This is a genomic window from Sphingobacteriales bacterium (assembly GCA_016699615.1).
In the GTDB taxonomy this organism is placed as follows: Bacteria; Bacteroidota; Bacteroidia; order Chitinophagales; family JADIYW01; genus JADJSS01.
The window spans coordinates 1,536,296-1,550,012 of the sequence record CP064984.1; the positions used below are offsets into that span (position 1 = coordinate 1,536,296).

Sequence of the window (13,717 nt, forward strand, 5' to 3'; positions counted from 1 at the left end):
ACAGAAGCCATGAAAAATCTATTTTATTATTTAATCCTAATGGTAGGTCTTTATTCTTGCATTCCTACTGGCGGTGGTACACCAACACCTATCATAAACAATCCAACAATTACAGTAAAAGGTAAACACATTATTGCACCTTGTGGTGATACAATTATTCCAAAAGGAGTTAACTATGCCGTTTACGGTTGGGGCTGGAATGCTTCAGAAAATCTATTTCCTGAAATAGCAAAGTCTGGTGCCAATACAGTGCGCATTGTATGGTATGCCAATAACAATGCACCTATATATAGCAATCTAGCCTTATTAGATTCTGCATTGTCTCGTTGTATCCAAAATAAAATGATACCTATCTTAGAACTACACGACCAAACTTGTTCTAATAATACAGCAGCTATTATTACTACTTGCAATTGGTTCACACAAGCTAACGTAAAAGCAATTTTATTAAAACACAAAAAGTGGTTAATGATAAATCCTGTGAACGAAGCGGGCTATGTGAAATGGTATAACAACGATGAAAATAGATTTAAAACAATGTATGAAACCATCATTAATAATCTTCGTAATGCTGGTTTAGATATGCCATTAGTGTTAGATGCTTCAGATTGCGGACAACATATCAGTTTATGGAAAAATATTGGTGCAAGTTTACAGAATACAGACCCAAAACACAACCTAATATTTTCAGCACATACTTATTGGTCTGCCTATGCACCAACGGCATCTGCTATTACTACACTTTTAAACGATGCTGCTACTTGGAATATTCCTATTATGTTAGGTGAAATTTCCAATAGACAAGATGACAATGCAGGCAGCTGTACTTTAAACTTAGATATAGCAACAACTATGCAAGCTGCACATACGAATGGTATTGGATACTTAGCTTGGATTTGGATACAAGACAATTGTGGAGCAAGACAAATGACCACCAATGGCAATTATAATACGCTTACAGCATACGGAAATACAATAGTAAATACGGCTAATACAGGAATAAAGTTTGCCAAAAAACCAAAATGCTGGTAATTTATTTTTAATAAAAAATGTAAAACTATAAAACTATGAAAAACTTAAAATTAATAACGCTAATGCTATGCATAATAATAGCTACAGCATGCAAAAAAGAAAAAGATTCAGCAACAGATTATAGTATTGAAGCAGGAGGGGGAGGAAGTTACATTTTAAGGCAGGACCATACACTTTGGGCTTGTGGTTACAACCGTGAAGGACAATTAGGAGATGGAACCTATACTAATAAAAATAAACTTATAAAGATTACAGGTAATGTGAAAGCTATAAGTAGCTCAACCCAAATACTTGTATTAAAAACAGACAATACACTCTGGGCTTGTGGTAATAATACTTATGGACAACTCGGCGATGGCACAAATATTAATAGCAATCAACTTATAAAAATTACTGATAATGTGAAAGCAATAGATGCAGGTTTAAACCACTCTTTAATATTAAAAACAGACAATACACTCTGGGCTTGTGGTAATAATACTTATGGACAACTCGGCGATAGTACAAACACCAATAGTAAACAACTCATAAAAATTACAGAGAATGTAAAAGCAATGTGTAGTAGAGGTGAACACACTTTAGTATTAAAAATAGACAATACACTCTGGGCTTGTGGTAATAATGCTTATGGACAACTCGGCGATGGAACAAACACTAATAGCAATCAACTTATAAAAATTACTGATAATGTGAAAGCAATAGATGCAGGTTTAAACCACTCTTTATTATTAAAAACAGACAATACACTTTGGGCTTGCGGTGAAAATAAATTTGGACAATTAGGCGATGGAACAAACACTAATAGCAACCAACTCATAAAAATTATAGAAAATGTAAAAGCGATGAATGCTGGTATATACCACACTTTAGTATTAAAAACAGACAATACACTTTGGGCTTGCGGTTATAATGCTGAAGGAGAACTCGGCGATGAGACAAACATCAATAGGAATCAACTCACAAAAATTACAGAGGATGCAAAAACAATGAGTGCTGGATTTGATTTTACTTTAGTATTAAAAAATGATAATACACTTTGGAGTTGTGGTAATAATGCTTATGGACAACTCGGCGACGGAACATTAACAAATAGAAATACACTAACACCAATGCATATACCTTGGTAATTTTTTTAGGAAAAGTAAAAACAAGATTTAATAAAAACATCTATTAACAAAAACTATAAAACTATGAAAAACTTAAAATTAATAACGCTAATGCTATGCATAATAATAGCTACAGCATGCAAAAAAGAAAAAAATATTGCAAGCTCAGATTACAGCATAGATGCAACAGCAAGTAATACCTATATCTTAAGACCAGACCATACACTTTGGGGTTGTGGCAGAGGTAGCTATGGTATATTAGGTGATAGCACTATTTCGAAAAGCACAACCTTAGTAAAAATTATGGAAAACGTAATAGCCACCAGTTGTTTTGGAGGACATATATTAGTTATTAAATCAGACAATACACTTTGGACTTGCGGTTATAATACTAATGGACAACTCGGTGATGGCAGTATCACGAATAGAAATATTTTCAAAAAAATAGCTGATAATGTGAAAGCCATTAGTGCTGGTGGAAATCACTCTTTAGTATTAAAAACAGATAATACACTTTGGGCTTGTGGTAATAATAACTATGGACAACTCGGTGACAATACAAATAATGACAGATACGAACTTATAAAAATAGCAGAGAATGTAAAAGCAATGAACGCTGGTTTTGAAAATACTTTTGTACTTAAGACAGACAATACGCTTTGGGCATGTGGCAGAAATAATTATGGGCAATACGGCAATGGCACTGATATAGATAGTAATCAATTAGTAAAAATTGCAGATAATATAAAAACAATGAGTGCAGGAACACATCATACTTTAGTGCTGAAAAATGACAATTCTCTCTGGGCTTGTGGTAATAACAGTTCTGGTCAACTTGGCGATAGCACAAAAATAGAAAAAACTCGATTAATTGAAATTGCAACAAATGTAAAATCTGCAAGTGCAGGCGGCTTCTATTCATTAGTAATAAAAAATGATAATACCTTATGGGGATGTGGTAGTAATTTTATTGGTGAACTTGGCGATGGTACTGGAATTGATAAGATAGTTTTGACAAAAATTACAGATAATGTTAAGTTGGTAAGTGCTAAATGGCAACATAGTGTAATACTAAAAACAGATAATACAATTTTAGCATCTGGAGTAAATGCACTTTTCGGGCAACTTGGCGATGGTACTACTATAGATAAAAAAACCTTTACACCAATGTATATACCTTGGTAATTTTTTTAGGAAAAGTAAAAACAAGATTTATTAAAAACATCTATTAACAAAAACTATAAAACTATGAAAAACTTAAAATTAATAACACTAATGCTATGCATAATACTAGCTACAGCATGCAAAAAAGAAAAAAACACAACTAAAATTGTAGCAATTGCAACTGGGTTTGAATACTCTTTAGTACTAAGAGCAGATAATACACTTTGGGCTTGTGGCAATAATTCTGCAGGACAACTGGGTGATGGTACTAATACTCATAAAAATCAACTTATAAAAATTACAGACAATGTAAAAGCAATAAGCGCTAAATCTAGTCACACCTTACTACTAAAAAAGGATAATACGCTTTGGGCTTGTGGTTCTAATGCTTATGGACAATTAGGTGATAGCACTACAACCAATAGAAATACCTTAGTAAAAATAGCCGATAATGTAAGTGCAATCAATGCCGGAATATTTCATAGTTTAGTCTTAAAAACAGATAATACACTTTGGGCTTGTGGAGATAATGATTATGGACAATTGGGTGATGGCTCCAATACAGATAGAAATCAACTCAAAAAAATTACAGACAATGTAAAAGAAATAAGTGCAGGAGGATATTATAGCTTAGTATTAAAAATGGACAATACACTTTGGGCTTGTGGTTCTAATGCTGGTGGTGAATTAGGCGATGGCACTATTACAGATAAAAATACTTTGGTAAAAATAGCCGATAATGTAAGCACAATGAGCGCTGGAACATCTCATACTTTAGTACTGAAAAATGACCATACACTTTGGGCTTGTGGTTCTAATTTTTTTGGTCAACTAGGAAATGGGTCCTATGCAGATACAAATAGACTTACAAAAATTACTGAAAATGTAAAAGCAATGAATGCTGGCTATGATTATACTTTAGTTTTAAAAAACGACAATTCACTTTGGGTTTGTGGTTATAATAGTAGTGGACAATTAGGCGATGGTACTACTATAGAAAAAGTTATTTTAGTAAAAATTGCTAATAATGTAAGTACAATGAGTGCTGTAGGATTACACTGCTTAGTATTAAAAAATGACAATTCACTTTTTGCTTCTGGTAATAATTATTATGGACAATTAGGAGATAGAACAACCACAGATAAATATACACTTACACCAATGTATATACCTTGGTAATTTTTATAGGAAAAGACATCAACAACAATAAAGAAGATGTTTTTGTACAATTACAGGTACAGTAATAAACACAAACAACTTCATTTTTTCATAGTTTTGGCTCAAAACATATTTATTTATGTTTTGAGCTTTTTTAGTTTATTAATAGATATTTCTAAGAATTGATAAATATATAGAAGTATATACATCAATACATAAAGCGTAATACTAAAATAATCAAACAAACGTTTGGATATTCAATGCATGCATTGTATTTTTGTCTTATCTAAAGTATATTAATCTAAAAAACAAATTAAAATGAGCGCAGGAGCAACAACAAAAAACTTACTAAAAGGTGGAGAGTTTCTAGTAAAAGAAACAGACTTCAATGATGTGTTTACACCTCAAGATGTTTCTGAAGAGCAACAAGCAATCAGACAAGCAGCTGTAGATTTTCTAGATGCTGAAGTTTTAAAACATCCACATTTAGCCAATGAAGTAGATTTAGAATTAACTAAAACACTACTAGAAAAAATTGGAGAATTAGGACTTTTAGGCTTAGCTATTCCAGAAGAATATGGTGGCATGGGTCAAGATTATAATACAAATTCTATAGTAGTAGAAGCTATGGCAAAAGCACGTTCATTTACACTTTCATGGGGTGCGCATGTTGGTATTGGTTCATTGCCAATCGTATATTTCGGAAACGAAGAACAAAAACAAAAATATCTACCAAAATTAGCATCAGGAGAATTAAAAGCATGTTATTGTTTAACTGAGCCAGGAAGTGGTTCTGATGCATTAGGTGCAAAAACACGTGCAGACTTAAATGCAGAAGGCACTCATTATATACTTAATGGACAAAAAATGTGGATCACAAATTCTGGTTTCGCAGATGTTTTCATCGTATTTGCACAAATAGATGGCGATAAATTCACAGGATTTATTGTAGAAAAAGATATGCCAGGCTTATCATTAGGTGCCGAAGAAAAGAAAATGGGTATCAAAGGTTCTTCAACAAGATTAGTATTCTTAGAGAATGTAAAGGTTCCCAAAGAAAACTTATTAGGAGAAATAGGCAAAGGACATTTAATAGCATTCAATATCTTAAATATTGGACGTCATAAATTAGGAATTGGCTCAGTAGGTGGCGCAAAAGAAGTATTGGGACACGCAGCAAGATATGCAATGGAACGTCAACAATTTAAAACACCAATTGGAAAGTTTGGAGCTATTCAATATAAAATTGCAGAAATGGCAATCCAAATATATGCATCAGAAAGTGCTTGTTATAGAGCAGGAGACTCGATTGATAATATGGAAAAAGAACTAATCAATCAAGGAAAACCATTTCAAGAAGCAATACTTGGTGCAGCAGATGAGTATTCAATCGAATGTGCTTTCTTAAAAGTACATGGCTCAGAAGTATTAGATTATTGCGTAGACGAGGCAGTACAAGTACATGGTGGAATGGGCTTCTCAGAAGAAACTGATGTTTGTGGCGCATATAGAGATGCACGTATCAATAGAATATTTGAAGGTACTAACGAAATCAATAGACTATTAACTGTTGATATGCTGATAAGAAGAGCAATGGGCGGAAAAATTGACTTAATGACACCAGCAATGGCAATACAAAAAGAGTTGATGAGTGTTCCAGATTTCTCTTCAGATGATGATGAAAATATTTTATCAAATGAAATTAAAGCTGTAAAAAATGCTAAAAAAGCAGTATTACTAACAGCAGGTGCAGCAGTTCAGAAATTAATGCAAAAATTAAAACATGAACAAGAAATTTTAATGAATATTGCAGATATGATTTTAGAAGTATATGCAATGGAATCATCGTTATTACGTCTACAAAAATCAATTGCAAAAAATGGCGAAGCAGCATGCGAATTAGAAATTGCTATTGTAAAAACATACATTAGTGATGCTATGGAGAAAATAAACATACATGGCAAACACGCATTGCAATCTTTTGCAGATGGTGATGAATTGAGAATTATGTTGATGGGATTAAAAAGATATACAAAATCTGATATCTACAATACAAAAGTAGCAAGAAGAAAAATTGCAGATAAGGTATTAGAAGAAGGAAGATATTGTTTCTAAAAAAGAATAAGTTTACTTTTATTTTAAAGGCTACCAACTCAGGTAGCCTTTATATTTATATGCTAATTTAACCCGAATTATTCATTTGGGAGAAGAAAATAGATTAATAAGTAGCTATCAAATTATCTATTATTTCAAAAACTGAACTCCAACTATATTCTTGAATTGCTATTTTTCTACTTTCTATTGCTAATGTATTCCATACTTGTTCGTCATTCATCAATGTAATAATATCCTCAGCAAAGATTGTTGCATCATCTGCAATAAAAATATGTTTTTTGTTTTCTGCTTTTAAGCCTTCGGTACCTATTGATGTTGTAACACATGGAATGCCACGATACATAGCTGAAATAACTTTTACTTTTATGCCACTTCCGAAACGTAATGGGACAATAAAACATTTTGCTTGCTTGAAGTATGGCTCAACATCATCTACAAAACCTAGTAATTTTACTTCTTTAATATTTTTTACTTTTTCTACAATTCGTTTATCTGGATTTTTGCCAATAATATTGAAAGTAATTTGTGGTATTTGTGCTTTTAGTTTATCCCAAATTTCATCGAAAAACCAAAGCAAGCCATCAATATTTGCTTCCCAAGTTAGTGTGCCAATATACAACAACTGAAAATTATTTTTATCGAAATGCAATGCTGGCTCATCTATCAAGTTATCGTCGCCAAGATGGTATGTGGTATGAAAATTATTATTTTGAACGCCATTATTCTTTAGCTCAAGTTCATCATTTGGCGAAGCTAAAATGGCTTTTGTTTCATTACAATATTGTATTTCTAATCTTTGTAATAATGTAGCTTGTATTTGTAGAATAAGTTTCTTGATTAGATTTTTCTCGACTGCTGCTGCACGCTTCCACATCTTAAATTCTGCATTGTGCTGATGAATAATTGTTTTTGAAAAATATTGCTTTGGAATGTATTGAAACATATCTACATGATCTACAAAAATGACATCATATTTCTGCCAAACATTATCTAATATTTTTTGCAATTCTTTACTGTAATTTCTGTAAAATGAAATTGGCTTCAATTTGCTATTTGCTATTACAATATTTTTTGCTGTTCTTGGAATATCTGCCTTAGCATAAAATATTTCTTGATATGGTATTTCGTGCTTTATTTGTTCTAAATAAATTTCATTATTGTCTTTTAGTAAACATGCTATATCTACATGGTGTTTTTGTGATAAGTGCAATGCTGTTCTATATGATTTGATGATGCCTCCACTGTGTGGCGGAAATGGAAGTTGCGTGGTTAGAAATAGAATATTCTTCTTCATCATTAATCAAAAAATTGCCAATTTACACCAACTCTAAATGTTCTATCTAAGTAACCATAATTTGGTGCTGTGTAGATTCCTTTTTGTTTAAACATACCTTGATTAGCATGCTCTAATCGCATAAAAATTCCTGTTCTTCTTACATACAAATTAAAAAATATATCTAAAATTGGATAAAACTTTAACTTAGTATTTTGCTGTAAATAAAATTCTGCCAAGGCTGGTTGGTATGCATTACCATAAAAATTTGTATTGTATCTTAAATCAAATCCTACGTGTGCTTTTAGCTTTCCGCTTATCCAACCACCTTTGTAATAAAGTGTAGTTTGCATAGCAAATACTGGCATTTTTATGACATTTCTGTTTGAAATATATTGTACCCAAAATTGATTTCCAAAGTATAGAAATTTAAAATCAAAATCTTTTTGAACATAAAACTGCAACACATTAATTGATTTTTGATGTTGCCTTACAATTGATGAGGTGTCATAATATATGTAGTTTTTTACAAGATAATTATCTAGTCTTGCAAACAACATTTGCTTTTGCCAATTAAATTGTACGCTTGTTCTATTATTCAAAATTTTATTAAAATTATTATTCCAAATAAAATGATTGGATAATAATTCGTTTTCTTTTTGTGTTGGAGAACTTATTTGAAAAAGATTACCAATACTCAAATTTATTTCTCTATTGATAGCATACGATAAATTTGCATTCAATTGCAAATTGCCAATGTATTTTGGAGAAAGATTAATTATAGTCTGGACGAAATATTTCAACTTTGCACTATCGTTTTTAGAAGCAATTCCACCAACTAAATTTAAATCAAAAATATTTTTATCAATACTATATTGCTTGTATTTTATTGCATCAAATGACAATCCTATTTTATATAAAAATGGTAACCTATTGTTACTATCATTATAGTTTCTAAATGCTATTGTATTATTTATTGTCCATGATTTTGTAAAATCGTGTGTGGAGTCTGCATTCAAATAATGATTTGTAAAAAATGTAGAATCTGCATCATAAATTTTGAATAAGTATTTTTCATTTTTGTAAGAAAAGTGATGTTCTAATGCATATTTTGGATGTATGTGTTTTTGAGTTACTGTATCATTCAGTGTGTCTATTGTTTTTTTACCAAGATTGAATGTTTGTATAAAGAAAACTTCTTTCTCTACATATTTATTGGTTGCTGTAGTTAAATTCACGTCGGCAAACTCTTTATTTTTTTTGCCTTTGTAAATCTCATTGGTGTACACGTCAGCAATTGCCCAGCCACCATTTTCTTGATTTTTTACATTATTAAATAAGAATGCAAATTTTATATCATATCTATTACTTTTGCTTCTAAACCATTGTTCTAATCCTAAATTATTATATATACTTTCTTGTCTTTGAGCCTGACCTTTGAAACTATTTCTTCTGTAATACAAACCTATGTTTGCTTGTTTATTTATATTTATTGAAAAATCTGCGCCGCCAATAATTTCCTCTTTTGCGCCAAAAATAAAATCTAAGTTGGTGTACGGTGTTTTGGTATCAAAGAATTTTAATTTATTTTTTTGTAATTGGTATAGTTTAAAACTATTATAGCCTGTTGCAAAACCTATATTTCTGTTGTATTGAAACATTAATGGATAATATGCTGTACCAAAATTTCCAATATTATAATATGGTACATCTTGTTTTTCTGTGGCATTGTATCTGTGTAAGTTTTGCGTTATACTATCTATCTTTCTGAGTTCTGGATTTTCAAGTGTAAGATATTTAGTATCATATTGCAATACTGGATTTGGTGTGGTAATGCGTGTTTGTGCCATCAGCATCGAATAGCTACAACATACTATCAGAAAAATAAAAAGTCTACACACAAGACAAAAATACAATTTTATGCCTGCACGTATTAATATTTATTTGTAAAATAATAATCTAAATAAGCTTTGATAGTTTGCTCAAATGTTTGACTATTTCTAGATTTTATTTTTATTTGAATAGGTTGCACCCAAATATTAATTTGTTTTGCCTCGAACCAAGCTTTGTGTGGCAAAAACTTGACAGCATCTTTTTCTGTGGTAATCCAATTTTTAGATTTTTCTTCTGCCAATATTTCTTCAAAATCATTTATAGTATAATGATGATGGTCGTTGTATTCGTAATGTTGAATATTGTGAATTGAGTTTAGATGACTATATATACTAGCTGAGTTGGCAATGCCTGTGATTAATATCAGTTGCTCGTCTGGAATTGAATGATTGTGAAAAAGCGCATAAATGGTATTGTACTGTATGTACGAAAAGAATACTTTTTGATGTGGTGTTGGATTTATTTTTTGTTCTAGCTGCAACATTTCATCATTTGCAATTGTTGGCTTACAATTACTTACAATAATAATGTCTGCTCTATCTTTTGCCTGAATTGGCTCACGCAAAGAGCCAAGTGGTAAAATCTTATCATTCCAAAATGGATTTTGGTATGTTGTTAGTAGAATATTTAACTGTGCTTTTACACTCAAATGTTGGAAACCATCATCCATAATAATTGTTTGTACATCTGGTGCAAATGAAAGTAATTGTGGTATAGCATATATTCTTTGCTCGCCTACAGTTACTTCTGTGTATGGATATTTTAATTTTAGTAAAAGTGGCTCATCGCCTACATCTTCTGATTGGTGTGTTGTTTTTACTTTTACAAAACCTGAAGTTTTCCTTTTGTATCCTCTGCTAATGACACCAATTTTGTATTCTTGTTGTAGTAATTCAATTAGGTAAGCTACCATTGGTGTTTTGCCTGTGCCACCTACACTCAAGTTTCCTATACAAATAACAGGCAAACTAAAGTGTGTGCTTCCTAAAAAAGAAGATTTATACAACCAATATCTAATGTAGATGATTAGTAAATATATTCTGGAAATGATATATTTTATGCTATTTACAATCATGTTTTTGTAACAGCATAGCGTAAGAATTTTGAGATTTATTAAGCAATTTCTTCGTCAGAAAGCTCAATAGTTTCTTTAACATCAAATAATATTCTGCCACAATGCTCACATACTATAAGTCTTTTTTTAGAACGAATTTCTGCTTGTGTTTGTGCTGGTATAAATCCAAAACAACCACCACATGCATTTCTATCTACATTTACAACTGCTAAACCGTTTTTGTAAGAATTTCTAATTCTAGTATATGCATTTAATAATCTGTCTTCAATATTTTTAGACATTTCTGCTGCATGACCTTTTAGTTCTTCTTCTTCTTTTTCAGTTTCTTCAATGATGTGACTAAGTTCTTTTTTCTTTGCAGCAAGGTCTTTTACTTTTTGTTCGTGTTTTGTTTCTGCAAGTTCTAAGCTAGATGACAAATTATCTAAAGAGAAAGTTGCGTCTTTAATTTTTTTCTCAGCTAATTGAATTTCTAATTTTTGTAATTCAATTTCTTTATTTAAAGCATCGTACTCTCTATTGTTTTTTACGTTAGTAAGTTGTTTGTCGTATTTTGTTATCAAGTTGTTTGCATCCTTGATACTTTGCTTTCTTGTTCCAATACTATCGTTGGTATCTTTCAGTTCTGTACTAAGTTTTTCTATTCTTTTCTCCAATCCAGAAATCTCATCTTCCAAATCAGCAACTTCGATTGGTAGTTCACCTTTTAATATTTTGATTTGATCTATTTTAGAATGAATAGCTTGTAACTCAGCTAATTGTTCTAATTTTTCTGCCACACCTGTTAAATCTTTCTTTTTTGCCATCTTCTATATATAATTTATTGGATTTGTATTATTTTCAGTAATTTGAACCGCAAAATTAGGAAATTTTTTTGTTATAATTTCTAAAAATATTTCTGAAGTAAACTGTTCACTCTCAAAATGTCCAACATCAGCTATAAGTATTTGATTATCAGCATCAAAAAATTTATGGTAGGTAAAATCTCCAGTAATAAAAATATCTGCACCTTGACGAATTGCCTCATTTAACAAGAAACTTCCAGAACCACCACACCAAGCAACTTTTTGTATTGGTTTACCTAAAAGTGTTGTATGTCTAATCATTTTTGCATTAAATTGTTGCTTTAGAAAATGTAAAAATACTGTTTCGTCTATTGGATGCTCTAAATTACCAATCATTCCAGAGCCTATTGTTTGGTTTGTATTCTCAAATTGTATGATTTCATATGCAACTTCCTCGTACGAATGACTACTAATGAGTGCATTCAATACTTTTTGTTCTACATAATTAGGAAAAATAACTTCTATCTTTTGTTCTTCAACTTTGTTTCTTATTTGCTTGTCACCAACTTTGGGTTGTGCTAATTCATTTGGAAAGAAAGTGCCCAATCCATTTGTACTAAAACTACATTCTGAATAATTTCCAATGCTACCTGCGCCTACATCAAACAATGCTTTTAGTACTTGCTCACATGCATCTGATGGCACATAAGTGTATAGTTTTTTTAGCGTACCTTTTTTAGGTAATAATATTTTTGGCTGGTGTATATTTAATTTCTCTCCAATTTTATAATTTACGCCTAACTGTACATTATCCAAATTTGTATGCGCTGCATAGATGGCAATATTATTTTGAATAGCATTTATAATAATTCTTTCTATATAATTTTTTCCAGTTATCTGTTTTATTCCACTAAAAACAATTGGATGATGCGCAATTATTAAATTACAATTCTTTGCAATAGCTTCTTCTAGTATACATTCAATACTATCTAAGCATATTATAACTCCTGTACATTCATTGTTTTTTTGTCCAACAATTAATCCAGCATTATCATATTGTTCTTGATAATTTGTTGGTGCAAATTTTTCTATTTCTGATATAATGTCTGCAATCTTCATGATGTAAAAATACTAAATGTCTACCTAGTTTTTATCTATTGTTAAACAGTATTGTACTATATATTTTCTAACTTGTGCTTAGTGAATAATAATATCATATGAAATCATTTAATAATAAAATAGTTGTAATTACTGGTGCTGGCTCAGGAATTGGTAGAGCTTTATCGATTGCTTTTGCTAAAAACGGTGCTCGCTTAGCATTATCAGACATAAATAAAGATGCCTTGACTGAAACTGTGCGTCTTTGCAAAGCAACAGATATTTATACAGAAACATTTAACGTTTCGGACAAAAAACAATTTCAACAATTTGCAAAAAACACTATAAAACACTTTTCTACAGTAGATATTGTTATTAATAATGCAGGCGTGGCATTAGGCAAATCTAAATTGATAGATTTGACTTACGAAGAATTTGAATGGCTAATGGGCATCAATTTTTGGGGCGTTGTGTATGGTACAAAAGAATTTTTACCTTATTTGATTGCTAAAAAGAAGTCGCTATTGTCAATATTTCTAGTTTGTTTGGGTTGGCTGGCATTGCAGAGCAAGTGCCATATTGTGCATCAAAATTTGCAGTAAGAGGCTTATCTGAGTCATTGAGAATGGAATTGATGGATACGAATGTAAAAGTACATTCTGTACATCCTGGTGGTATTAAAACAAATATTGCCAACAATGCACGTGTTACTTCAAATGCAAACCAAGAAGAAGCAAAAAGTATGTTGGAGAAGTTTAACGAAACAGCATTAATACATACACCAGAAAAGGCTGCACAAGTCATTATGAATGGAATAAAAAATAAGCAAGAAAAGATTATGATAGGTTTTGAAACATATATTGCAGATTCATTGATTAGAGCATTGCCTGAAAAGTACACCACTGTACTTGGAAAACTAATTAAACAACAAATGGGTTGATAAAATAAAAACAGAGAAAGTAATTATTCAATAAATAAGATTTAATATCTTTGAAGAGCTACTATTTAGTAGCTCTTT

At 31.1% G+C, this 13,717-nt stretch carries 10 protein-coding genes and 1 pseudogene; 6 read left to right on the forward strand and 5 right to left on the reverse strand.

Going from position 1 to position 13,717, the window contains the following annotated elements; all coding sequences use genetic code 11:
• Positions 1–9 precede the first annotated feature (9 nt).
• The 5 genes from IPK18_07350 (at position 10) to IPK18_07370 (ending at position 6,575) form a co-directional block, all read left to right on the forward strand.
• The gene (locus IPK18_07350; GenBank protein ID QQR96736.1) at positions 10–1,032 is read left to right on the forward strand and encodes a cellulase family glycosylhydrolase; all 1,023 of its coding nucleotides are present in this window, start codon (positions 10–12) and stop codon (positions 1,030–1,032) included.
• A 35-nt stretch (positions 1,033–1,067) separates the two neighbouring features.
• A complete protein-coding gene (locus tag IPK18_07355; GenBank protein QQR96737.1) occupies positions 1,068–2,159 on the forward strand; it encodes a chromosome condensation regulator in 1,092 nt (363 codons plus the stop codon).
• A 63-nt stretch (positions 2,160–2,222) separates the two neighbouring features.
• Positions 2,223–3,323 carry a hypothetical protein gene (locus IPK18_07360; GenBank protein ID QQR96738.1) on the forward strand — a complete coding sequence of 367 codons (1,101 nt, stop codon included), beginning with the start codon at positions 2,223–2,225 and terminating at the stop codon, positions 3,321–3,323.
• Positions 3,324–3,386: 63 nt separating this feature from the next.
• Positions 3,387–4,481 carry a chromosome condensation regulator gene (locus IPK18_07365; protein ID QQR96739.1) on the forward strand — a complete coding sequence of 365 codons (1,095 nt, stop codon included), beginning with the start codon at positions 3,387–3,389 and terminating at the stop codon, positions 4,479–4,481.
• A gap of 297 nt (positions 4,482–4,778) precedes the next feature.
• Complete coding sequence (locus IPK18_07370) at positions 4,779–6,575, forward strand: acyl-CoA dehydrogenase family protein (protein ID QQR96740.1); 1,797 nt, start codon at positions 4,779–4,781, stop codon at positions 6,573–6,575.
• Positions 6,576–6,678: 103 nt separating this feature from the next.
• On the opposite strand, the gene IPK18_07375 is transcribed toward IPK18_07370, so the two are convergent.
• The 5 genes from IPK18_07375 to IPK18_07395 form a co-directional block, all read right to left on the reverse strand.
• Complete coding sequence (locus IPK18_07375) at positions 6,679–7,872, reverse strand: glycosyltransferase (GenBank protein QQR96741.1); 1,194 nt, start codon at positions 7,870–7,872, stop codon at positions 6,679–6,681.
• Complete coding sequence (locus IPK18_07380; protein QQR96742.1) at positions 7,872–9,698, reverse strand: hypothetical protein; 1,827 nt, start codon at positions 9,696–9,698, stop codon at positions 7,872–7,874. Before IPK18_07380 ends, IPK18_07375 begins: the two co-directional genes overlap by 1 nt.
• 83 nt (positions 9,699–9,781) lie before the next feature.
• Entirely contained in the window at positions 9,782–10,816 is a 1,035-nt protein-coding gene (gene lpxK / locus IPK18_07385; protein QQR96743.1) for a tetraacyldisaccharide 4'-kinase, read from the reverse strand.
• Positions 10,817–10,854: 38 nt separating this feature from the next.
• A complete protein-coding gene (locus tag IPK18_07390) occupies positions 10,855–11,622 on the reverse strand; it encodes a hypothetical protein (GenBank protein QQR96744.1) in 768 nt (255 codons plus the stop codon).
• Between the two features lie 3 nt (positions 11,623–11,625).
• On the reverse strand, positions 11,626–12,720 hold the full coding sequence (locus tag IPK18_07395; protein QQR96745.1) for a Nif3-like dinuclear metal center hexameric protein: 1,095 nt from the start codon (positions 12,718–12,720) through the stop codon (positions 11,626–11,628).
• Between the two features lie 98 nt (positions 12,721–12,818).
• Here IPK18_07395 and IPK18_07400 point away from each other — a divergent pair.
• Positions 12,819–13,639: pseudogene (locus tag IPK18_07400) on the forward strand (SDR family NAD(P)-dependent oxidoreductase).
• Positions 13,640–13,717 lie beyond the last annotated feature (78 nt).